Origin of the sequence: Bradyrhizobium liaoningense (genome assembly GCF_018130825.1) — a bacterium.
Classification (GTDB): domain Bacteria; phylum Pseudomonadota; class Alphaproteobacteria; order Rhizobiales; family Xanthobacteraceae; genus Bradyrhizobium; species Bradyrhizobium liaoningense_B.
This window is the reverse complement of the sequence record NZ_JAFCJS010000001.1, coordinates 1,478,907-1,495,941: the sequence shown is the minus strand read 5'-3', so window position 1 is coordinate 1,495,941 and position 17,035 is coordinate 1,478,907. Positions and strand designations below refer to the sequence as shown.

23 protein-coding genes and 3 pseudogenes are annotated in these 17,035 nt (G+C 59.5%); 18 read left to right on the top strand and 8 right to left on the bottom strand.

Translation table 11 applies throughout. The features are described 5' to 3' along the window. Nucleotides 1-239: 239 nt before the first annotated feature. Entirely contained in the window at nucleotides 240-992 is a 753-nt protein-coding gene (locus JQ603_RS07325) for an IS5 family transposase (RefSeq protein ID WP_212337742.1), read from the top strand. Here JQ603_RS07325 and JQ603_RS07320 read toward each other — a convergent pair. From JQ603_RS07320 to JQ603_RS07310, 3 genes are all read right to left on the bottom strand, one after another. Continuing rightward, entirely contained in the window at nucleotides 989-1,135 is a 147-nt protein-coding gene (locus tag JQ603_RS07320) for a hypothetical protein (RefSeq protein WP_212337741.1), read from the bottom strand. The genes JQ603_RS07325 and JQ603_RS07320 overlap by 4 nt on opposite strands. Before the next feature lie 40 nt (nucleotides 1,136-1,175). After that, nucleotides 1,176-1,547 carry a hypothetical protein gene (locus JQ603_RS07315; protein WP_212337740.1) on the bottom strand — a complete coding sequence of 124 codons (372 nt, stop codon included), beginning with the start codon at nucleotides 1,545-1,547 and terminating at the stop codon, nucleotides 1,176-1,178. Nucleotides 1,548-1,812: 265 nt separating this feature from the next. Beyond that, complete coding sequence (locus tag JQ603_RS07310) at nucleotides 1,813-2,160, bottom strand: hypothetical protein (RefSeq protein WP_212338283.1); 348 nt, start codon at nucleotides 2,158-2,160, stop codon at nucleotides 1,813-1,815. 352 nt (nucleotides 2,161-2,512) lie between these two features. Between JQ603_RS07310 and JQ603_RS07305 the strand changes: the two genes are divergently transcribed. The 3 genes from JQ603_RS07305 (at nucleotide 2,513) to JQ603_RS07295 (ending at nucleotide 3,421) form a co-directional block, all read left to right on the top strand. Next, nucleotides 2,513-2,779 carry a hypothetical protein gene (locus tag JQ603_RS07305; RefSeq protein ID WP_212337739.1) on the top strand — a complete coding sequence of 89 codons (267 nt, stop codon included), beginning with the start codon at nucleotides 2,513-2,515 and terminating at the stop codon, nucleotides 2,777-2,779. Beyond that, nucleotides 2,772-3,068: a hypothetical protein gene (locus JQ603_RS07300; protein WP_212337737.1), complete on the top strand. Its 297-nt coding sequence runs from the start codon at nucleotides 2,772-2,774 to the stop codon at nucleotides 3,066-3,068. Before JQ603_RS07305 ends, JQ603_RS07300 begins: the two co-directional genes overlap by 8 nt. 74 nt (nucleotides 3,069-3,142) lie before the next feature. Then, nucleotides 3,143-3,421 (top strand): DUF1488 family protein, encoded by a 279-nt coding sequence (locus JQ603_RS07295; RefSeq protein WP_212337735.1) that lies wholly within the window; start codon nucleotides 3,143-3,145, stop codon nucleotides 3,419-3,421. A 76-nt stretch (nucleotides 3,422-3,497) separates the two neighbouring features. Here JQ603_RS07295 and rpsU read toward each other — a convergent pair whose 3' ends face one another. After that, the gene (rpsU, locus tag JQ603_RS07290; RefSeq protein ID WP_212337733.1) at nucleotides 3,498-3,776 is read right to left on the bottom strand and encodes a 30S ribosomal protein S21; all 279 of its coding nucleotides are present in this window, start codon (nucleotides 3,774-3,776) and stop codon (nucleotides 3,498-3,500) included. 425 nt (nucleotides 3,777-4,201) lie between these two features. Between rpsU and JQ603_RS07285 the strand changes: the two genes are divergently transcribed. From JQ603_RS07285 to JQ603_RS37975, 3 genes are all read left to right on the top strand, one after another. Further along, entirely contained in the window at nucleotides 4,202-4,411 is a 210-nt protein-coding gene (locus tag JQ603_RS07285; protein ID WP_061019979.1) for a cold-shock protein, read from the top strand. Between the two features lie 97 nt (nucleotides 4,412-4,508). Next, nucleotides 4,509-4,751 (top strand): transcriptional regulator, encoded by a 243-nt coding sequence (locus JQ603_RS37980; RefSeq protein WP_245003407.1) that lies wholly within the window; start codon nucleotides 4,509-4,511, stop codon nucleotides 4,749-4,751. 56 nt (nucleotides 4,752-4,807) lie between these two features. Beyond that, nucleotides 4,808-5,023, top strand: a complete 216-nt coding sequence (locus JQ603_RS37975) for a hypothetical protein (RefSeq protein ID WP_245003406.1) — start codon at nucleotides 4,808-4,810, stop codon at nucleotides 5,021-5,023. 724 nt (nucleotides 5,024-5,747) lie between these two features. Here the strand turns inward: JQ603_RS37975 and JQ603_RS07280 are convergent. Further along, the gene (locus JQ603_RS07280) at nucleotides 5,748-5,918 is read right to left on the bottom strand and encodes a hypothetical protein (protein WP_212337731.1); all 171 of its coding nucleotides are present in this window, start codon (nucleotides 5,916-5,918) and stop codon (nucleotides 5,748-5,750) included. Between the two features lie 522 nt (nucleotides 5,919-6,440). Here JQ603_RS07280 and JQ603_RS37970 point away from each other — a divergent pair. From JQ603_RS37970 to JQ603_RS07260, 5 genes and pseudogenes are all read left to right on the top strand, one after another. Next, a pseudogene (locus JQ603_RS37970) lies at nucleotides 6,441-6,637 on the top strand (transglutaminase family protein); the annotation flags it as partial. A gap of 302 nt (nucleotides 6,638-6,939) precedes the next feature. Next, on the top strand, nucleotides 6,940-7,134 hold the full coding sequence (locus tag JQ603_RS07275; protein WP_212337730.1) for a hypothetical protein: 195 nt from the start codon (nucleotides 6,940-6,942) through the stop codon (nucleotides 7,132-7,134). 16 nt (nucleotides 7,135-7,150) lie between these two features. After that, entirely contained in the window at nucleotides 7,151-7,423 is a 273-nt protein-coding gene (locus JQ603_RS07270; RefSeq protein ID WP_245003405.1) for a type VI secretion protein, read from the top strand. Nucleotides 7,424-7,743: 320 nt separating this feature from the next. Next, nucleotides 7,744-7,938 (top strand): hypothetical protein, encoded by a 195-nt coding sequence (locus tag JQ603_RS07265; RefSeq protein ID WP_212337729.1) that lies wholly within the window; start codon nucleotides 7,744-7,746, stop codon nucleotides 7,936-7,938. Nucleotides 7,939-9,394: 1,456 nt separating this feature from the next. Further along, a pseudogene (locus JQ603_RS07260) lies at nucleotides 9,395-10,359 on the top strand (IS110 family transposase); the annotation flags it as partial. Between the two features lie 565 nt (nucleotides 10,360-10,924). Here the strand turns inward: JQ603_RS07260 and JQ603_RS07255 are convergent. Continuing rightward, on the bottom strand, nucleotides 10,925-11,134 hold the full coding sequence (locus tag JQ603_RS07255; protein WP_212337728.1) for a hypothetical protein: 210 nt from the start codon (nucleotides 11,132-11,134) through the stop codon (nucleotides 10,925-10,927). A gap of 1,232 nt (nucleotides 11,135-12,366) precedes the next feature. On the opposite strand from JQ603_RS07255, the gene JQ603_RS38265 reads away from it, so the two are divergent. The 3 genes and pseudogenes from JQ603_RS38265 to JQ603_RS07245 form a co-directional block, all read left to right on the top strand. Next, on the top strand, nucleotides 12,367-12,492 hold the full coding sequence (locus JQ603_RS38265; RefSeq protein ID WP_271581675.1) for a hypothetical protein: 126 nt from the start codon (nucleotides 12,367-12,369) through the stop codon (nucleotides 12,490-12,492). A 646-nt stretch (nucleotides 12,493-13,138) separates the two neighbouring features. Further along, nucleotides 13,139-13,306 carry a hypothetical protein gene (locus JQ603_RS07250; protein WP_212337727.1) on the top strand — a complete coding sequence of 56 codons (168 nt, stop codon included), beginning with the start codon at nucleotides 13,139-13,141 and terminating at the stop codon, nucleotides 13,304-13,306. Between the two features lie 195 nt (nucleotides 13,307-13,501). Continuing rightward, a pseudogene (locus tag JQ603_RS07245) lies at nucleotides 13,502-14,106 on the top strand (MFS transporter); the annotation flags it as partial. Nucleotides 14,107-14,514: 408 nt separating this feature from the next. Here JQ603_RS07245 and JQ603_RS07240 read toward each other — a convergent pair. Continuing rightward, nucleotides 14,515-14,739 (bottom strand): hypothetical protein, encoded by a 225-nt coding sequence (locus JQ603_RS07240; protein ID WP_212337726.1) that lies wholly within the window; start codon nucleotides 14,737-14,739, stop codon nucleotides 14,515-14,517. Nucleotides 14,740-15,100: 361 nt separating this feature from the next. On the opposite strand from JQ603_RS07240, the gene JQ603_RS07235 reads away from it, so the two are divergent. The 3 genes from JQ603_RS07235 to JQ603_RS07225 all read left to right on the top strand — a co-directional run bounded on the left by JQ603_RS07235 (nucleotide 15,101) and on the right by JQ603_RS07225 (nucleotide 16,549). Further along, nucleotides 15,101-15,562, top strand: a complete 462-nt coding sequence (locus JQ603_RS07235) for an Hsp20 family protein (protein ID WP_212337725.1) — start codon at nucleotides 15,101-15,103, stop codon at nucleotides 15,560-15,562. Nucleotides 15,563-15,646: 84 nt separating this feature from the next. Further along, on the top strand, nucleotides 15,647-16,138 hold the full coding sequence (locus JQ603_RS07230; protein WP_212337724.1) for an Hsp20/alpha crystallin family protein: 492 nt from the start codon (nucleotides 15,647-15,649) through the stop codon (nucleotides 16,136-16,138). An 81-nt stretch (nucleotides 16,139-16,219) separates the two neighbouring features. Further along, nucleotides 16,220-16,549, top strand: a complete 330-nt coding sequence (locus JQ603_RS07225) for a hypothetical protein (protein ID WP_212337723.1) — start codon at nucleotides 16,220-16,222, stop codon at nucleotides 16,547-16,549. 136 nt (nucleotides 16,550-16,685) lie between these two features. On the opposite strand, the gene JQ603_RS37945 is transcribed toward JQ603_RS07225, so the two are convergent. Further along, nucleotides 16,686-16,910: a hypothetical protein gene (locus JQ603_RS37945; RefSeq protein ID WP_245003402.1), complete on the bottom strand. Its 225-nt coding sequence runs from the start codon at nucleotides 16,908-16,910 to the stop codon at nucleotides 16,686-16,688. Nucleotides 16,911-17,035 lie beyond the last annotated feature (125 nt).

Sequence of the window (17,035 nt, the reverse complement as noted above, 5' to 3'; positions counted from 1 at the left end):
TCGATAGTCGGGAGCCATTAGGCCCAAAGCATCACCTGGCCAATCGTTCCCAACGTTTCAACGAAATTGGGCCGCACGCGATCTACCGATCGTCTGTTGTGGGTCAAACGCTACAAAACTCAATGTGAGCAGAATAGGTCCGCTGTCAGGCGGATAGTGTCCGAACGCCTAGACGGGAAGCTCACATTGAGCCCGCGCTCCGAGCTGTGATTCAAACTCCCAAACTGGGGGCTCGAATCATGCGCTACGAACTCACCGACGGGGAGTGGGCTGCCATAAGGCCAATGTTGCCGAACAAGCCGCGCGGCGTACCGCGGGTGAATGACCGCCGTGTACTCAACGGCATCTTCTGGGTGTTACGATCCGGGGCGCCATGGCGCGATCTACCAGAGGCCTTCCCGTATACGACTTGTTACAATCGCTTCGTTCGCTGGCGACGAGCAGGTGTGTGGGCGGCGATTATGAAGGCCTTGGCAGCCGCCCATGATCCCGCTCTGCAAATGATCGACACGTCGATTGCCCGCGTGCATCAACATGGAGCCTGCATCAACCGGAATAAAAGACAATGCATGGGACGGTCACGGGGCGGATTGACCAGCAAGATTCATGCGGTCGTGGATACAAACGGCCTACCGGTCCGACTTGCGCTGACGCCTGGCGAGGCCCACGACAATCGGCTCGCTGGAAAACTCCTGTCACGTATGAAGCCTGGATCTGCTGGCGGCCGTGGCTACGACGCCGATTGGATTGGAGAACTTGCGATCAAGAAAGGCGCATGGGCCAACATCCCGCCGAAAAGCAATCGCAGCGGACCGATCTGCTTCAGTCCTTACCTGTATCGCGCTCGCAATCGAGTTGAGCGGTTCTTCAACAGGATCAAGCAATGTCGTCGGGTAGCGACACGCTACGACAAACTTGCCGCCAATTACCTCGCCTTCGTCCAACTCGCGTCAATCAGGCTATGGCTCGGCGCTAATGAGTCCACGTCCTAGCCAAAGACCTTCCGCCGCTCGATGAGCGCCAGCACATGGCGATCGAGGTTCGAGCGCTGAGCGGACCACTCTTCCGGGCCGCCTTTGTATTTGAGACTGATCGGCTGAAGCAATGAGACCGGGCGTTTGTCCAGATGGATCAAGTCGTCTTGTCGCGGCAGGCCGGCTTGCCACACCTTTTGCTCAGCTCTTCGTCGCTGTCTTTGCGAGCTCGAGATCGATGGCGCTCACACAGGCCGTAGCCAATGCGTAATCCATGCTCGTGGAGGCCACGTTTTTCACGACCTCGCTAACAAGGCTTTCTTTGGAATAGACACTGGTGGTCTTGAACCTTGCGATCGCCCCGTCCGCGGCCGTGAACTGGGCAACGCACAGGGGTACGAGAACAGACATACGGCCACTGCTCTCCGCCGCGGCTCTCATGATTCTGACGCGCTCGCTCGTGACCCAACCGCCCCAGATGAAACCGACCGTCACGGTCGCGACGGCGCCAAGAGCGATCCCCTGAAGGAGACGGGTTCGCGACTCACCCTGCAACGGGGCGGGAAGTTTCATGCAGGTTGCCTTTCTTGAATGGCTGAATGCGCGTGCAGACGCGGGCTTCCGTCGACGACGCGCCAACCTGTCCAGCATCGAGCGACCGACGAGGAAGAGGTCAAGCGACATCCATAGGCTCAATGGTCAACTTGGACCGACCGCCATCAGGCTACAGACGACGCTACGGCGGCTCATAATCGCCTCACCAAAGCTCCCGGATGCGAAATCCTACCGACTTCGCCGCAAGCCTTGGAAGCCGGCAAGTAGAAGCTCCGATCCTTAGCTACCTCTTCTTCGCCGGCCCGAAATCCGGCTGCCAAGCAGCCTCTTTCCGGCTCGGCGCCGCCGCGATCACCTTGGTTTTTTCCTTCTTCGGCTTCTTGGCTTCGCGATTGCCGCGTTGCTGCCCCTTGGCCATCCCATCAATCTCCTGTTGGGGTTCGAGTTCGTCCAGTTCATCCGACTGCAGAACGCGCCCACGCGGCGTGCAGACGCGGACATCCATGTAGCCATCGCGAAGCAGCTTTCGCGCGAGGCGCAGCGCGACGGTGGCGCTGCCGCGACCGAGATTGGCGCTTCCATACTCGTTGGTCCCCGTGACCAGGTAAGGCACGCGCGTGCCCTTACCCATGGAGGACGGCCGCAGCACACACCAGAAGCAGAAGAAACAGTGGAACGATCACCGGCGGGACGATCCATTCCGAGGCGCGGAAACGCGGCATCGAATGCTCCTGCAGCTCTGTCGGCGGGAGCGCACGTGACCCTCAGTCACCGGTCGATGCCGTTGAGAAGAGCGGTGATCCGATCATCCTACGCCTGCGGCACACCAATAGCGAGAACTAAAACGACGCGCATGGACGACGGCCGCGCTGCCGCGTCAGCGCGCGCGGCAATGACGAATGTGCTGGCTATTGCCGCACGATGGGCGCATGGTCGTCGCCGCCGGTCGGTGGGGACTCCTCTTGCAAAAAAGGTAGGCGCGCATGACCATCCGCTCGCGGCGAGAGACCGTCACCTTCAGGCATCCGTTCCGAATCCGCGGCATCGAGAGGCTGCTGCCCGCGGGCGCTTACGAGGTCATCACCGATGAGGAGACGATCGAGGGTCTCACCTTTTCGGCCTTCCGCCGCATCGCTACGATGATCATGGTGCCCGCGGAAGACGTCCGCGACTCCATGGAGATGCTCTCGATCGGCTCGGTCGACCTTGCCAATGCGCAGGCTGCGGATGCGAGTGCCACCAATGACTGACCAGCCGGTCGATCTCGACAAGCATCGCGGCATGGCGGCGCAGAAGGCGACTGATCTGCGCCGCGCGCTGGCCGAAGTCGAGGCTCATGTAAGGGAACTGCGTGAGCGGGAAGCCGAACTCGAACACCGCATGATGACGGTGCCTGCCGCTTCGTGGCCAGAGGCCGCTGTCAAGGCGCGACATCTGCTCAACCTCTATGCCGCGAGCCTGCCTGTCGAGGACACGAGGCACCGCGCGCTGGTGGCGGCATTGCTCGACGATTTCGTGCGGCTCTCCGGCGAGGAGTAAAGCGATCCGGCGGCACGTAACGACGAGTTGAAAGAACAATTGTGCCAGGAAGCCACCATGCAGAGGAGTCCATCATGACGCTCACGAGCGGCCACTATATTGGTCACGAGTATGACCGGATGATCGTGCTGTTCTCGATGCGGGACGGCGGCAAGGAAATTCCTTGTGCAATCTCGACCTCCGCGATGGATTACCTCGAGCGCGGCCCGCAGGTCCGTCCCGAGCACCGCGAAGCCCAGTTCCTCCGCTTGCGCGACCGCATCGAGGCGCGCGCGGCCGGCAAGTATCGGGCGGCGGAACTTGAGGGCAATCCACGGGGTATTGTGCTGCGCGGCATCGACTTCACACTGTAGGACTATCGCCCCGTCAGCAAGACGCATCGCACGCTTCGGTCGGCGTTCACGTGTCCCGAAACCGACATTCCATTTGCTAAGCGCGTTCCTTGCTGGTGATCTCCGGCAAAGGCGGCTTGCGCTCCGGAAGCTTCTTCTTCGGGGGCGCTGGCAGCAACCCTTCCCTGATGGCCTGCTTCCGAGCGAGTTTGCGGGCCCGGCGAATGGCCTCTGATTTTTCGCGGGTCTTCCTCTCCGAAGGCTTTTCGTAGGAACGCCGCTGCTTCATTTCCCGGAAGACGCCTTCACGTTGCATCTTCTTCTTCAGAACACGAAGCGCCTGGTCGATATTGTTGTCGCGAACAAGTACCTGCAATTGAAATCCTCGCTTGGCTGCGAACGCGGCAAAACCTGCATGCAGCCGATGGCGCAGGAGTTCGACTGTGGTGATGAGAAAGTGAAGCCGGATTCTTTGCCGGCCTCAAACGAGCTGCGCGACCGGTCACGGAAGCCTAGTTAGGACACGCAGCCTGAGCCTCCCGGTCGGTCAAGTCAATCGACAAGGCCTTATCGTGACGTCGGAAGTTCGATACTGCTCGACGGGACCAAAACCAACCTTGCTGAAACAAATTGGCTGCGCTCCTTGTAAAAGGACAAATGGCGTGTATATTGACTTTATTCGATTAGCCGCTGTGCCTTGTTGAACGCGCCCGCGGGCTCCTTTTCCGAAGACATCGACGAAGTTGAAGGTTACCGCGTGATTGTCACGCGGCTCGCGCTCGTGCGCTTTGGAGAATGAAAATGACGACAGGTACTGTTAAGTGGTTCAACGGCCAAAAGGGCTTTGGATTCATCCAGCCGAACGACGGCAGCAATGATGTGTTCGTTCACATCAGCGCAGTCGAACGGGCTGGCCTCGCCGGTCTCGCCGAAGGCCAAAAGGTCAACTTCGAGGTCAAGACCGACAAGATGCGTGGCAAAGTGAGCGCTGAAAACCTCTCGCTGGCCTGATCTTGTGGCGCCGTTTCACGGATGTACTGAAACGGCCGCCCTGCCCGCTCGATTTCCGGATTGAGCGGGTCTTGTCCGTGGCAAAGCGGGAAGAAAAATGAGCGCCAGGAAATCAGCAGAGCCGTCCCCCGAAGTCACCGCACGCTCCAATCGTAGACGATTGGCTGTCGAAGAGGGCGCGCGGGCATTGGCGGATGTCGAGAGGCAGGCCATTGACGTTCGAACGAATATGGCGCGACTTCGGGAGCTCCGCGAGACGAAGGAAGCCGTCGACGCGGCTTTGCTCCCGTCCTTGCCGGCGGTCGCGCCGAAGAAACGCGGAAGTAAGTTGGCGCGATAGTCTATTCCAGCAACCGTCGATCCGTCGTGCGATCAATCACATTTGGTGGGCCAATCATGCGTAGGGCCAGATCAGACGGCGGCGGAACAATCACTTTTTCTCTTGCGCTCGGCGCAGCGCGGCAGATTTGCAGACTCCCAACGACGTTTCAGACGGATAAGCAAGCCTTTAGCTATCTTCATAAATATCGGACCGAGTTCGAGCAAATGGCGCGGGCACGCCTCGCTTCGGGAGAACTCGAAGACGGGATCGTCGTGCTCTCAATGCTCTAGGTTGAGCTGCTCAAGCACCAACGCTTCTAGCGCTCTCCGCTTTGGCGAAGATTGCTGTGCTGTGCCGCAGAGCTGATCGCCTTGCGAGCTGGTTGGATCCCGAGAGCGCTTGGGCATGATCACGGAATCGGCACCTGACATTTCGAGCATTCGAAGCTGCTAGTCTTTGGGTCATTGCAGATGAAGCCGTTCGGCACATGATCGGCGCGGGTAGCGGCGTCGCCCCTCTTGAAGTCGTAGCCATTCGCCTGTGAGAGGCTCGCCACATCGATCCTTCCACAGCGTGGGCACTGAAGGTCTACCGTCCATTTGTCGCGTCCGGTCACTACGGCGTATCCGGTTTGCCGGGCCAGTACTTCGACTTGGTCAAAATCCAATTCTTGGCGTCTTCGTTGGTTGCGAAGTCCCCGACATGCGAATCCGGCCCATGTCCAGTAACTACCGAAACGAACCAGCGACCGCTTGTCATCACCTTAGCTTCAAACCGAGGGAATATGTCCATAGGCGCAATATGTGCCATGGCTGGGCAAATCGCTAGCCGTAACTCTGGCGCGCGACATCATTCAAAATAGCGGGTTGGCGCTCAACATCGTGCGAGTGGCGGAGAAAGTGTCAGTCAATCCCTATTGAAAGGATAAAGCATTTTCTACCTTCCCAGACCAAAACTCACCGTTTGAACTACCGCCGGAAAATGGAATTTCACCTCCGAGCGGCGACAAGCAAGTTAGTCATGCGTGAGCAAGCGACGATATTCCGCCGCTTCCGATATTCGCCGCGCCAGCCGGCTTTGTCCAAACTCGAGCCTAAACGAGCGGCCGCCGTTCAGGCGAAAGAATTGAGCGGTGACCCAAGGCAAGAAGACAAGAACCGTTCCGCATACGACGACGAAGGTCATGGTTCGAGCCCCCAGTTTGGAAGCTTGAATCACAGGGGCTGGCCAGACGCAACGATTCCGGCCGATTGGACGCTTACGGGGTAGAAGCGGACAGCAGCCAACCGATAATTTCCGCTGAAAGCGGTCGAAGATGATCCGAAGCGGACTTGCGACCGACTACTCGCTCTGCCGAGGTATTCATCGAGTCGGCGGAACGCCGGTCGGTGGGGACGTTGACTTCACGGCGACGGAATCTTCGCGAGAGCGGGACAGTCACTATCGCGGCAGGAGCGGCGTAACGCCCGCTCAGCCCGCGATCCGGTCCATCCCCTCGCCGCGAGAGTTTCATGAACAAGCCCAAGCCGACATACTTCCGCAATTAGCTGGATTTGAGAGATAAAGTGCAGGCGCTAGATCCTGCGCAAACGGCTCAGGCTCTCGGATGAGCAGTTTACCAACGTCGTTCGCAAGTCGGGCAGCTCAATCTCGGCCGTTACCAAGGAGGCCTCTACGTTCAATGAGGTCTCCGCCTTGAAGTAACGAGCCACCGACGGCTTTACAGGCTGGTTCAAGGCACATCTTGGCGACCGCTGGTACCCTTCGATCCACGCAACAACACGCCGAGAATTGGCCGCGTCCTGATCGCTCAAGGCCGCGATGCGGCAGACGTTCCGATCACCCAGACTTTTGGACCCAACACGCTCATTCGCTTCAGGGGCTCGGCAGACGAACTTGTGTGAAATTGACCTCGCTAATTGCTAAGAAGACTGCTACACAGTCGGTATCATCGCGCGCTTCGTGGCTGTTATCGGTGACTGAGGGCTTCGCGCTCCCGCCTTACACCAGGAGAAGGCGGTCATATGTCAAATCCCGACAAATTCGACATTCGTGCGTGGCTCGTGCCACCGTTATTGGTACCGCTCTTTCTCGCACTGCTGGTTGGGTTTGCGGCCGTTCTATAGCGACAAGTCCGTTCAATGGCCGTGCGTTAAAAACACGATGCGGGGCGCTGGAGCCAACTTCAGCCATACAGGAATCTGAAATGGCGAACACCGCGATCATCAGGGATGCCTACGGCGTTCCGGCAATCTTCGTCGGTTCGAAGACAGGCCGGGACGATGCGCCCTTTGTATTCGTGAGGGTCGGAGGCGAGGAGCGCCGGATGCGTTGGTCTGAATGGGATTCTCTTCCGGCCTGGACCGGCGAGACGCCGCCCTGGGCCAGCAAAAGCAAATAGTGACGGGATCTTCAGCATGACGACAACTCGACTTGGCATATGGACGCCAGCGCTTTTGCTGGCATCGGCGCTGAGCGCATCTGCCTTTGCCGCGTCCGCTGTGGCTCCGAATTGTCGTGCGATCGAGAGCGCCAATGCGCGCCTCTCCTGCTACGATGCGGCGTTCCCACCAAAAACCCAAAATCCCGCCGAAAAGGGCGTCGACGCGTTCTCAGGATACAAGGACCCATTCCTTGTGGAAGAAGCTCGAACCGCCGCAAAGCTCAAGAATATTTGCCGCGGATGTTGAACTTCGCCGACCGAGCGGGCGTGTCCGATGAGGTGCGCTCCCATTCACAGGCCAGTCGAATGACGAAAGAAGATGATGAAGATCGCGAGTGCTCCGCCAAAGAAGGCGAGCCCTTCGTTTAGCCGGCGCGGTATTGGACGATAGGGCGGACAGTTCCGCGGATTCCGAGCAGCGCGAGACGCGCAAGCAGCGCCTGCTTGACGGGCCTACAGAATTCAGAGCGGTGCGCGTCGATCGTTCAGGGAAGAGGTCTAGTGATGTCGAATAATTGGGGTCCGTCGCTGTGTACGGGGTGGTTCGACACAAAGCTATGATAAGTCATGGAACATCAGGGTATTGAATACACGGTCGTCCAGACGATCAATCCGCCGGGCTGGAAATGGTCGTTCGAGCGAGATGGTCGGTCTCCAAGAACGGGAATCGCCTTAAACCGAGCAGAGGCTATCAGCGCGGCTCAGCGTGCAATCAACCAATCGCTTAAAGATCAGCAGCACCAACAAGCGCGCTCGGTTTAGAGTCTACCTTTATCTGAATTTGGTCTCTCAACATGTTGCTTCTCGATGCCAATGCGGCATCGATGCATGTGTTTGCAAGGGTCTTCGCCGGGGCGAAAAACTCCCGGAGCGTCGCGGCAAGCTCGCATTGCTGACCAGTCAGCCAGCGACTACGCTCAGAAACTCACAGATAGTTTCTCACAGGGACCGAAACAATGTGCTCGCTATCTTCTCGATAAAGGCGCATTGTCCCCACACCACCGAGCGGCCCTCAGCATCTATCGGTGGTGTGAACGCAAGTTGCGCTCCCGCTCAACCCGCAGCGGAGCATAAGCATGTCGGCTCGACGATCCCCAGCACACTTATCGACATTCGAGTATCGCCTTGCGCAAGAGGCAAACAGTCTGCGCTTACAGGCCAAGGGAATGCCCCTGGGCGTCCGGCGTACGGAACTTTTGCGAAAAGCCAGGCAGATCGATATTGCTGGAGAGATCAACAAATGGTTGACCTCGCCGGGACTGCAGCCGCCATCTTAGATTTGGGCGGAGTTCTTGCCCTCCCTGATGAACTCCCGCATGCCACGCCGAGACTAAGCTTTATCGGGATTTTACTCTCTCCCTCCCGGGGCTGGTAAGCCGCCGCCTGCGCTTCGTTTAAGCGGGCGGCGTTTTTGCGTGAGATGGAAAAGCATTGAGTGCGACGTCCAGCGTCCGATACTGATTTTCATGTAACTTTCCCGGCGAAGTCCGTCATCTCTAGCTTTATCGCTCTTTAGTGGACAGCCCCCGCACGGCCCTGAGCGCGAAACCCTCCTCCGAAAAGCCAGACAGGCTGACACCGGATCGCACATGAGCGAATGGCTGAGATCGCCCGGATTGCAGACGCCGAAGTTCTGGCGCAGCCTGCATAGACGCCGGTTCAGATTGAGCCCATGCTCCTCCCTCAATCGCGAGGGGACATCGTGACCGAGCGACTTATTCAAGCGGGCATTGTCACCATAGGCGCCGTCAACACCGGCCTAATCGTCTGGCTGATACTGATGCTCTAAGGCCGCTTCTCGCCTCCACGTGAACCTGGCTTAGCAACCAACCAACATCATCCCGGTTACATCCGCATCACCGGCCGAGATCGCCGAGGCGTCGGTGGCTGAGAGAGACGCGCGCTCCCGCCTTCAAAATGGAGCGGGTCATGGTTCCGATACAACAGCCACCGCGGGAACCGCCAAGCCATTGTCCTCTCTGCGATGGGGTTCCACGACTTTACCTGATGCTCCCCAACACGGCCAAAGGCACCGTGACTTACGTCTATCGCTGCCAAGAGTGCCACAAGCTGATATGGGACGAGTAAGGCGGCCTCAGTTAACGGTCTCTCAACGCTGACTTCCGCTTTTGATGCTGTGGACGGCCCCTCCACCGACGCGAGAGTGCCAAGGTATGGGCGCCGTTCTTGAGGCTCCCACGATTCGGAGGAGCAGCCTATGCAGTCAATTTCGACGGTCGGTCTGGATATCGCGAAGTCGGTCTTTCAAGTGCATGGCGTCGATGCGGCCGGCCAAGTGGTCATACACCGTCAGCTCAAGCGCCGTTTCGTGCTGTCCTTCTTTGAGAAGTTGCCGCCGTGCTTAGTGGGGATCGAGGCTTGCGCGTTATCCCATTATCGGTCCCGTGAGTAGCAGGCATTGGGGCATACGGTGCGATTGATGCCTCCAGCCTATGTGAAGCCGTACGTCAAGCGGCAGAAGAACGACAGCACCGACGCGGAGGCGATTTGCGAGGCGGTCACGAGGCCCAACATGCGGATCATGCCGATCAAGACGATCGAGCAACAGAGCTGTCTGATGCTTCATCGCGTGCGCCATCTCTTCATTCGCCAGCAGACTGCCGTCATCAATTCAATCCGCGCTTATCTAGCGGAGTTCGGGATCGTCGCACCCGTCGGGCGCCGGGGTGTCGAACAGCTGTTGGAAGTCGTCGCCGATCCAGCTGAACACCGACTCCCGGAGGTGGCCCGTGCGTGTCTTGCGGCTCTCGGCAGTCAATTGCGGGCATTGAAGGCTCAGATCCTGAGTTCGACAGGCGCGTTGTCGCCTGGCATCGATCGAACGCGACGAGCAAGCGACTGGATGCGATCCCCGGCGTCGCTCCAGCGCTGGCAACGGCGCTAGTCGGAGCGTTGCCGATGCCAATGCCTTCCGATCGGGGCGGGACTTCTCGGCCTGGGTCGGGCTCGTGCCGAAGCAGAACTCCAGTGGGGGCAAGCTTGGTGGTATCAGTAAGCAAGGCGATCGCTACTTACGCAGCCTGTTCACGGCAGGCGCACTCGCCGTGATCCGGTATGCCAAGATCCATGGCGCGCCGCATCGGCCCTGGCTCACAGCGTTGTTAGCGCGCTCCCACCAAGGTTGCCGCGATCGCGCTCGCCAACAAGCTCGCCAGGATGGCAAAGGAACCAACGCTACAAGGAACCCGCCGCTCTCACGGCGTAAACGCGATCGCAGCCGGATTCGGGTGTGACGTAACGGTTGGAAGGGCGAACAGCACTAATGCAGCGCCGGTCGATCCGGCGATCAGGACGACCCCGTCCTCACCCGGAACGCTGAGAAAGGGGCGGCCCGCCTAGCGTTGCTCAAATCCGGCGGCATCACGCTGGTGCAAAACGCAGACCGTGTCCTTCCGGAAGTGCCCGCGGCCGCCTTGACGTGTTCGCAACCCCAACCTGCCTTGCGGGCACGCCGACGCTGTTCGAAGCTGGCACGGCAGCCCGCCGGTCAGGTCAGGGAGCATCGATTAAGTCAACATCGTAAGCGGCCGCGCTTCAATTCCATGCCAAAGAGTAACTAGTGGATTTCAAAGAGGTTCAAAATCCGGCAGTTCAAGAGCTATCGCCGACTGCCAACCGAAAACGACATTTTTCGTCATCCGCCTACTCAGTTCGAGCAATCGTGTCTGGGACTATCGCAATCGCAAATGAAAGAGGCCGCCAATGAGGCGGCCTCTACTCACCGAGTTCAATGGGTCATGGCAGCCGGTATCGTCTCAATCACGCCGTTGTCGCCACCGCGCACTGTAACGCTGCGCCCAGTCTCTAGAGCGATTTTTCTAGCCACCTTCATAGCGGCATCCTCATCTGTGTATTCGAGCACGATGATGCTGCTTTGCCCCGAGAACGCGGCCGGGTTCGATACGTTGATGACAATCAAAGGCTGCTTTTGGCTCATTGCGGAGTCCGAATGCCAGCGGAGACGAGCCACTCCGTCAAATGAGCGGCGTTCTCATCGTTTTGCGCTTTCCTTAGCAATGCCTCTCGCTCGCGACCCGGGGGAGTTGCTTGGCCCGTTGGCGTAGCTCTCTGGCTTCCTCGGCAAGGCGATCTTCAAGCGAATAAATCTGCTTAAACCGGCGTCGTCGCTGCATGGCTCCTCTCTCCAACTGACGATCCTGCCCCGAAAAACGGATTCAAAAAGCACGAGAGGGCCGCAAAGTTCCCGTCTCCTTTTGGCCTGCGGCGAGTGAATGACGTTTTCCATCTCCGAAAAGTGAGACCCGCTGGAAGCCAGCTTTGCCTTTCGCCGCGCGATACTGGTGCCTGAGTAAGCGTTTGCGTTTCTAAGTCGGTGACGGCTTAACACCCATGCCCAAGAATCCCCGCCCGGTGCGCCGATTCCAGATTTCTCGTTCGAGCGAATATGATCGCGGGCTGGTAGAGCGCGCCCGGGAGGTCTTCAAATTGGCGAAGAAGGTTTTGGCGGAGTTCAATCCATCCATTCTGTTGCGCCGCAGTACCAAGCCGCCTTCAGAGGGCCAGTAAGGCCGTCTCAGTCGGCAGCGCCTTCGGCAGTAGTTCGCAACCGTCCTAAGTTGAGTTTGGCAGTGTCCTGGTTCGCTCTGTCGGGAAACCGTATTACGGTGATAAGGTTCGGTTCATCATCGACCGGCCCTCGGCGATTATCGGTGACTGAGAGCACTTCATACTCCTGCCTGACCTTTAGAGCGGTGAGCCATGTGCGAACGATGCATTGAGGTCGATAATCAGAACGCTCGTTACCGGCGCCTTAAGTCCCGCGTCACCGACCGCCAGAACGAAACAGCGGCGGTTCGATTGCTAGCAGATTTGGTGGCCGAAAAGGCAGCGCTCCATCTTCCAGAGTTGTCGAGGGACTCCGAGCATGATGAATGCATCTGAGTGCCGCGAGGCTGCCATGGAGTACAAAGCACAAGCGAAGGATGCAGAGTTTCCACCAAAAAAGCTCCTCTGCTTAAGAGCATCGCGCGGAGCCTAAACGGCTTGGCAAGTCAGCTCGAAATGCTCGACTCTCACGAGAAGGAACATAGGCGAGGCGTTGATGCGCATCAGTTGGCAGCCTCTTTCATGTGCTTTTCCACACCCACGACGCGCGACCCAAGCGATTGACAATTTGGCGAGTTGTCCCGCCAGCGCTTTGATGTGGGCATGTCCCTCACCCGCCGCTGCAGCAAGGATGATCTCCGCCGCGAGACATGGCTGATCTATTTCGGCAATGTCCTGATCGGCTCGATCAGCCGCCGCGCCGGCGTGCCGAATTCATCGCCGCAATAGGGGCGTGCTTAGTCGCCCCAAGTGACATCGCCGCACTCGCCGCACGAATATACGGACCGTCTTTCCATTAAGGGTGTCTAGTAGCGTGGCAAGCCACTGGGACGGGGCGCTGCAGCGAGGGCAGCGGCGGTCTTCCCGAGATGGTAGTGGCGGCAGCTTATCGCTGCTCAAAGAGTCCATCGTTCGCTCCATTGCGAACGAAACCGTCCCCGTTCTTGACCCAAGTTAGAGCCAGAGGATTAGTTCCCCGGAACCAAGCGAATCGCCAACGTCCAGCGCCGCGCTACGGAACCGAATTGGCTAGACTCCTGGTCACAAAGGGAATCCACTGCATCCATCACCGCTCGGCCCGTGGCTTCTTTCGGTGATGAGAACGCCGGTTGCGCTCCCGCCGCACTCGAACAGGGAGCAGCTCCGTGACAGAGCGTTATCTCGCGCAGACACCCTCACTCGAACAACGGCTCGCTCGAGAGGCCGTTCGCCTCCGCATGAAAGCTCAGGGCACGCCGCCCGGCGTCGAGCGCGAGCGCATAATCCGGAGGTCGCGGCAAATCGAGAATGCTTTGCATATCAACGAGTGGCTGCGATCACCAGGATTACAGCCTCTGAGATAACCCCCTGAATCACCCCTCGCCGCATTGTCTCGATGACCATGACCGAGAACGTTGTAGAACGATTCCGTAAGGAAGCCGAGGAGTGCCGCCAACAGGCGGACAAGACGGTCGCCCCCCTCGACAAGGAGGCATGGCTGAGGCTGGCCGCTGACTGGACCAAGCTGGCTGAGGACACAGAGCACCGACGAAGACGCATTTGACGCGCATCCTGCGGAATCTCGGCAAGGAAACCGTCACCTCTATGTCAGCGACGTTCGCAAGGATCCGTACGACCACAACATGTAACGAGCGCTCCCAGCCCCAGCCCTCGTTGCCGGATGTAACGACCCGGGATCCCCGGTGCCGCCGGGCACGCCGGGCGTCACATCCTCCCTTCGAGCCTAGGAGGTCGTGCAATGACCGAAATGTCCGCCCGCATGAAGTCCGTTGCGATGGAACTCCACGAACATTCTCGAGGCGTCGTGCTTCGCTCGCTTGTGATCGGACTGACGGCATTCCTGACCGTCGTCGACATGTTCGCAACTTAAGCGATCCTCCCTTCCCTGACGCGCCACTACGGAGTGACTGGCGGCAATGGGATTTGCCGTCAATGCCAGCACATTTGGCATGGCAATCGCAGGTCTCGTTGTCGGTTTCTTCAGCCCGCATATCGACCGAAGGGGCGGTATCCTTCTCGGCCTGACGCTCCTCGCAATCCCCACAAGTCTGCTCGCAACCGCGCCTAATATCAGCGTTCTTCACGATACTGCGCGTCGCGCAGGGCCTGTGCATTTACCCTGACGCTTGCGTATCTTGGTGAGCAGTGCAGCGCTACGGACGCGGACGGCGCGCGTTTGCCGCCTCCATCACCGGCAACGTTGCCAGCAATCTGATTGGCCGGCTGGCCTCCGCCGCAGTTGCCGACGGTCTAGGCCTGGCATGGGACTTCTATTTCTCCGCGGCCCTGAATCTCTTTGGCGCCGTCTTGGTTTACTTCTCCATGCATCGCGTGCAGCCAATGCAGTAGATGGCGGCAGGCCGCAAGCGAGAACCGGGGGATCGCCAGTGGCACCTCTCGCCATGCCGCTGATTTTTCGAGAGAATTTTTCCAACCGAGCCAAAATCCAATCATTTGAGATCAATGGCTTACAGCGAAACATCCAACTGCAAGAGCGCGTCGGATTGGCGCAGATCGATATCGGAAACGTCGGGGGTTCGAGTCACTGGTCCGCTACATCGCGAAACCCACTATTTCGGAGGCCCTGCTTTCTTATCGGAGAGCAGCCTAACCCGGAACGTTGTGCTCCAGTCCGCCAAAGGCCGCCGTTCGTGCACGATCCATCGCCGGTTCTTCGAATGAATGCGGTACCGACCGTCGCCGCTGCGTGGGCGCTTCTCGCGCCGCCTATGAGGAGGTCACGGACGTCGCTCATGGTTCGGCTCCGATCCTTGCCGAATCCGGCTGGCCTTTCGCAAGCGCGAAAGCGACGGGGAAGGTGTCGGCGGCCAGAGCATCTAGCGCGGTCTGCTCCTCGGCAAGGCGTCGTTCGATGAACTGACGTTCCAGCTCCGACAGCTTCGTCCGAAGCAGCCGTCGATAGCGGTGGATGTTGTTGCGGTGCGCACGGATGCGGGCCAGATCTTCGTCGAGCATCGTCGTCTCTCCTGACGGTCGTCACAGTCCTTTTCGACGTTGAGAAAGCCGGGAAAGAGATTTCCCGGCGCAAAAATATTCTGACGCGACTGGCTGTCAAGACGTCTCTCGCCGCATCTGCGATCCTTCGAAAAAAGCCGCGCAGGGCGCGCCGAGCGGCGCCGGGCTCGCTGCAAAATTTTTTGCGATCGCCCTCTTGAAACAGCCTTTCGTTTTTCTACGTCATTTTTCGCCGCGAGAGCGGTGTGCCGGACGCCTTCAACGGGTCCGGCACGGGCGCCGGATCGGTGTCTTCGGACCTGTCCGAAAAACCCTCTCCTGCGCTCCTTCGTATCCATCTTGCTCTTTGGAGGACTTGGTTATGAGGACCACGTTTGACTTCGCGCCCCTGTGGCGCTCCACCATCGGCTTCGACCACCTGGCCGGCCTCGTCGAGAGCGCGCTCCGCCAGGCGACCGAGGACAACTATCCCCCCTACAACATCGAACGCTCCGGCGAGGACCACTACCGGATCTCGCTCGCCATCGCCGGCTTCGGCGCCGACGACATCACCGTGACGGCCGAGCAGAACGCGCTCACCATCGAGGGCCGGAAGCCCGAGAAGGCGACGAGCGAGTACCTCTATCAGGGCATCGCCGCGCGCCCGTTCCGGCGCGTGTTCAACCTGGCCGACTATGTCCAGGTAAGAGAGGCCTCCTTCCGCGACGGACTGCTAATCGTCGATCTCGTCCGCGAGGTGCCGGAAGCCATGAAGCCGCGCCGGATACAGATCGGGAGCGTCGCCTCTCGCGCCTCGCAGATCGAGCAGAAGACGGCTGCCTGACGCACGGTTGAAGTTCGACGGCGGTACGCGGCGTGCGCAAGCGCGGCCGCGCTCCCAGCCTCATGCATTGAAGGAGAAGAATCCATGGCAATTCGTGATCTCATTCCCCGGACGCGGAATCAGGAACTCGCGCCGGCGCGCAGCAATTACGATCCGTTCACGACCCTACATCGCGAGATGAATCGTCTGTTCGACGATGCCTTCCGCAGCTTCGGCGGGACTGGCCTTGCGCCCCTCATGGAGGGGCAATTCGGCTGGCCAAAGATCGAGCTCAGCGAGACCGACAAGGCGCTGACGATCTCGGCCGAGCTTCCCGGCATGACGGAGAAGGACGTCCAGATCGAAATCGCGAACGGCGTCCTGACCATCAGCGGCGAGAAGAAAAGCGAGCGCAAGGATGAAGGCAAGTATTTCTCCGAGCGCTACTACGGATCGTTTCAGCGGCAGATCGCGCTCGAGGACGTCGAGGAGGACAAGGCCGAAGCGTCGTTCAAGAACGGCGTGCTGACCATATCACTTCCGAAGACTGAAAACCCGCGAGCGGGCGTCAAGCGCATAGCGATCAGCACACAGTGAAGACCGCCTCGGGCGGCGGTCCCCGCCGCCCGAGACCGCGGAAAACCGTCCCGACGAAAGGAGCGTTAAGGGAGGCAATCGATGTCCAACGCGAACACGAACACCGGCAATCTCAATCCCCTCTTTCATCCGGCCGCGCACTATGCGTCTCCGGAGGACGTCCTGAACGACAACGAGCTCTCGGCGCCAGAGAAGCGAATCATCTTGTCGTCCTGGGCGTCCGACATGTTCGCCGTCGAATCCTGTCCCGCGCTGCGCGAGATCCCCGGCATGGGCCGCACGATCCGGCTCGCGGACATCCTCGCCGCGTTGCGCAAGCTCGATGGCGAAGACGACGACCCACCTCCACCCGGCGGTGTGCCGATGCGGCTGCGGCGGCCTTGGGCCGCCGCACTACGGAGGCCGATATAACGTTCACGAAGGCAATTCTGACTATGGTGCTCTCAAGCACTGCCGCGGCCTGCTGCCTCTCCTCCTCCCTCGGATTTTGCGGGTGACATCCAAGGCCGACGTCGCTCTCCACAAGCATTCGCTATCGGCTTACGGCTCAATCGCACGCCAGGACGCGCCGGTATCGCCTGTAGACGTAGTAGCAGTCACTCTCCGAGGAATAGCCATCGCGCGAGCGGCCATAGGTGTAGCCGGCGGTGGCTCCGGCAGCATAGGCGCCTGCGGCATAGGCGGCACGATGGCCGTATTCGTATCCGCCATAGCGGCCGTGGTCGCCGAAGCGGTTGTAAGTGACCGATATCGCGCGAGCCGAACCCGGCACCGCCAGTCCGCCGCGACTAGCAGGGCCGACACGCCCGGCCGCGGCGAGAGCACCGCGCGGCGCGGGTCCCTCACCTGGATGAGGCGGCGGGCCGCTAAGGCCACCACGGGGTGCACCGCCTGGGC

Excerpts from the sequence above, each read along its gene's own strand:
- JQ603_RS07315 (WP_212337740.1), bottom strand. The coding sequence starts at position 1,547 with ATGAAACTTCCCGCCCCGTTGCAGGGTGAGTCGCGAACCCGTCTCCTT.
- JQ603_RS07225 (WP_212337723.1), top strand. The coding sequence starts at position 16,220 with ATGTCCAACGCGAACACGAACACCGGCAATCTCAATCCCCTCTTTCAT.
- JQ603_RS07270 (WP_245003405.1), top strand. The coding sequence starts at position 7,151 with ATGACGACAACTCGACTTGGCATATGGACGCCAGCGCTTTTGCTGGCA.
- JQ603_RS07285 (WP_061019979.1), top strand. The coding sequence starts at position 4,202 with ATGACGACAGGTACTGTTAAGTGGTTCAACGGCCAAAAGGGCTTTGGA.
- JQ603_RS07295 (WP_212337735.1), top strand. The coding sequence starts at position 3,143 with ATGACGCTCACGAGCGGCCACTATATTGGTCACGAGTATGACCGGATG.
- JQ603_RS07235 (WP_212337725.1), top strand. The coding sequence starts at position 15,101 with ATGAGGACCACGTTTGACTTCGCGCCCCTGTGGCGCTCCACCATCGGC.
- JQ603_RS07310 (WP_212338283.1), bottom strand. The coding sequence starts at position 2,160 with ATGGGTAAGGGCACGCGCGTGCCTTACCTGGTCACGGGGACCAACGAG.
- JQ603_RS07305 (WP_212337739.1), top strand. The coding sequence starts at position 2,513 with ATGACCATCCGCTCGCGGCGAGAGACCGTCACCTTCAGGCATCCGTTC.
- JQ603_RS37980 (WP_245003407.1), top strand. The coding sequence starts at position 4,509 with ATGAGCGCCAGGAAATCAGCAGAGCCGTCCCCCGAAGTCACCGCACGC.
- JQ603_RS07250 (WP_212337727.1), top strand. The coding sequence starts at position 13,139 with ATGACCATGACCGAGAACGTTGTAGAACGATTCCGTAAGGAAGCCGAG.
- JQ603_RS38265 (WP_271581675.1), top strand. The coding sequence starts at position 12,367 with ATGTCCCTCACCCGCCGCTGCAGCAAGGATGATCTCCGCCGCGAGACA.
- JQ603_RS07230 (WP_212337724.1), top strand. The coding sequence starts at position 15,647 with ATGGCAATTCGTGATCTCATTCCCCGGACGCGGAATCAGGAACTCGCG.
- JQ603_RS07275 (WP_212337730.1), top strand. The coding sequence starts at position 6,940 with ATGGCGAACACCGCGATCATCAGGGATGCCTACGGCGTTCCGGCAATC.
- JQ603_RS07280 (WP_212337731.1), bottom strand. The coding sequence starts at position 5,918 with ATGACCTTCGTCGTCGTATGCGGAACGGTTCTTGTCTTCTTGCCTTGG.
- JQ603_RS07265 (WP_212337729.1), top strand. The coding sequence starts at position 7,744 with ATGGAACATCAGGGTATTGAATACACGGTCGTCCAGACGATCAATCCG.
- JQ603_RS07325 (WP_212337742.1), top strand. The coding sequence starts at position 240 with ATGCGCTACGAACTCACCGACGGGGAGTGGGCTGCCATAAGGCCAATG.
- JQ603_RS07300 (WP_212337737.1), top strand. The coding sequence starts at position 2,772 with ATGACTGACCAGCCGGTCGATCTCGACAAGCATCGCGGCATGGCGGCG.
- JQ603_RS37975 (WP_245003406.1), top strand. The coding sequence starts at position 4,808 with ATGCGTAGGGCCAGATCAGACGGCGGCGGAACAATCACTTTTTCTCTT.
- JQ603_RS07255 (WP_212337728.1), bottom strand. The coding sequence starts at position 11,134 with ATGAGCCAAAAGCAGCCTTTGATTGTCATCAACGTATCGAACCCGGCC.
- JQ603_RS07240 (WP_212337726.1), bottom strand. The coding sequence starts at position 14,739 with ATGCTCGACGAAGATCTGGCCCGCATCCGTGCGCACCGCAACAACATC.